The following is a 2,143-nucleotide window of genomic DNA, read 5'->3' on the forward strand; positions in this document are numbered from 1 at the left end:
GAACGCTCATCCGCTGTTGCGCAACCTTGCTGGCCGCGTCACGTGGCAACTTCATGGTCTTCGATGATACATCCATGGCGGCTTCCTCCTTCCCGAAAATAGCACGGAAAGAAGGTTAAGAGGACAAATCATCCGAACATTTCCATCTGCTCAGGTTTCGCCTTCGCCTCGATCGGCGGTTTCCAGATCCTGCGAGAGACGGTTCGCCCATATGAGCGCGTCATTCAAGCCTAGAGAGGGCGCGAGATCGGGGCGTGCGGCGAGGGCATGCCGCCACCCGTCCATATCGGCAGGTCCGGGCGGGTGAAGCCGTGGGCGGCCGCGTTCGGCAGCTGATCCATGTGCAGGCGGCCAGTGCCATTCACCAGAGGGGCCGGGCCGTTCTCGCCCTTGTGGTCCCGCGCCGCCGGCGTCGGCCAGAGCGTGTTGACCTGTTGCGCCAAACTGGTGCCGCTCATCGCGTCCGTGATCGTGCCGCTTCGTCGATTGTCCGACGCGCTCGGCGTTGTCCACTGCGCCGCCTGCGCTGGCAGCGGTATCCCGCCCGCTCCGAACTTCTGGTTCGGGCCGCCCTTCTCCGCGTCCGACGCTCGGGGTGTCGACCAGATCCGTTCCGCAGCTCCGGCCAGCGTCGTTCCCCCTGTCTGTCCCGGCGCCGGGTTCTCCGCGGTCTGGGCGAAGCTGTTGGCGGTCGCGGTGGGCCACAATGAAGACGCGCTGGCGTTCGTGCGTCGCGCCTGTTTCGCCCGCGCTGAATAGACCGCACGCAGGCGTCCAGCCCATTTCCCATAGCTCTCGCAGCACGGCTTCACCGCCAAGGGGGATGAGTCCGGGGACGTTTTCGAGAAAGACCCAGTCAGGTTCGATCTCTCGTATGATGCGGGCAACCTCGGGCCAAAGGTATCGCTCATCATCGGCACCTTTTCTCTTTCCCGCCAGAGAGACCGGCTGGCAGGAAAACCCTGCGAGGATGGTGTCGATCCGCCCGCGCCACGGTCGGCCGTCGAACGTGGTGACGTCATCCCAGATGGGCGCTGGAGCGAAGTATCCGGCGCGCTGCGCGGCGATGATGCAGTCCCGGGGATACTCGGCCCATTCGACCCAGCACCGGGTATGGAACCCGGGTTCGGCGAGCATGACGCCAAGGTCGAGCCCGCCGGTTCCGGCGCACAGGGAAAGCCCGTTTCGGGGCCGGGGAGGTAGCACCACATCACACCTCCCCCGCCAGCACGCGCCGCATGAAGCTGTCATGGTCGCGTCCCTGTGCCCGCAGGTCGTATTGCTTGATACCCCACTGGATGGCACGCATGCACCAGACGAGATGGAATGCCTGCCTCGTGAGCCGATAATCCCATACTTCACTGAAAGGGCACTCTCCGGTTACCGGACACCGCCACCGATAGAGGCGATCAAGTGCGCCTTGGAGATCATAGCCACCAGCATCGAGATCATCGTCGTAGTGGAACTCGCGGATAACGCGCTTCGCATGGGACAGGTTCATGTGGCTGATGTGGCCGTTGGGCATGGAGCGCACCGCGTCGACATAGGCGGCCTCGTCCAGTTCCTCGTGGCCTTCGCTCGCACTGACGGCCGTCAGCTTTTCGTCCCAGTAGTCGGGGTTGATGTGATCCGTCTTGTCGTATTCCGGCCCGGCGAAGCGGAAGAAGCTGAACATGTTGTGCAAGCGGCGGAAGGTATAGCTGCCCATGTCTCCGCTGATCGCCAGATGCCCCGGCCAAGTGTTCAACCTGAAATGGTAGGCGCTAGATCCCGGCCGCTGGAACAGGATCGAGCGATGCACACCCTGATCCAGTTCGATCGTCATGACGTGGTTGCGAACATCGCGGATGAACCACTCATAGGTGCAGGCCATGGATTATCCCTCCGTATCAGGGAGACGAGCGCGCCGAACAGCGCGGCGGTGATGGCGAGGCCGAGGAGAAGGGCGGTTGTCATCGATCGCCCCCTCACACACGCATCGGCATCAGGATGAAGAGGGCGTCGGGGTCCTCGCCATAGATGCGGAACGGATCGCCTGCGCGCTGCCCGCGCAGCGAAAACACCGGCGTCACCCGCACCTGATCCCGCAGATAGGAGATATCGAGGCCGAAGGGCTCCACCGCGCCCGGGTCGGCCGCTGAGA

At 63.7% G+C, this 2,143-nt stretch carries 2 protein-coding genes; both read right to left on the reverse strand.

The genetic code is table 11. The features are described from left to right. Positions 1–150: 150 nt before the first annotated feature. Complete coding sequence (locus tag D2T30_RS24290; RefSeq protein WP_128210644.1) at positions 151–1,251, reverse strand: DNA cytosine methyltransferase; 1,101 nt, start codon at positions 1,249–1,251, stop codon at positions 151–153. Further along, positions 1,211–1,873: a hypothetical protein gene (locus D2T30_RS22780; protein ID WP_128210645.1), complete on the reverse strand. Its 663-nt coding sequence runs from the start codon at positions 1,871–1,873 to the stop codon at positions 1,211–1,213. Before D2T30_RS22780 ends, D2T30_RS24290 begins: the two co-directional genes overlap by 41 nt. Positions 1,874–2,143 lie beyond the last annotated feature (270 nt).

It is taken from the genome of Paenirhodobacter populi, assembly GCF_004022215.1.
In the GTDB taxonomy this organism is placed as follows: Bacteria; Pseudomonadota; Alphaproteobacteria; order Rhodobacterales; family Rhodobacteraceae; genus Rhodobacter; species Rhodobacter populi.

Excerpts from the sequence above, each read along its gene's own strand:
- D2T30_RS22780 (WP_128210645.1), bottom strand. The coding sequence starts at position 1,873 with ATGGCCTGCACCTATGAGTGGTTCATCCGCGATGTTCGCAACCACGTC.
- D2T30_RS24290 (WP_128210644.1), bottom strand. The coding sequence starts at position 1,251 with ATGACAGCTTCATGCGGCGCGTGCTGGCGGGGGAGGTGTGATGTGGTG.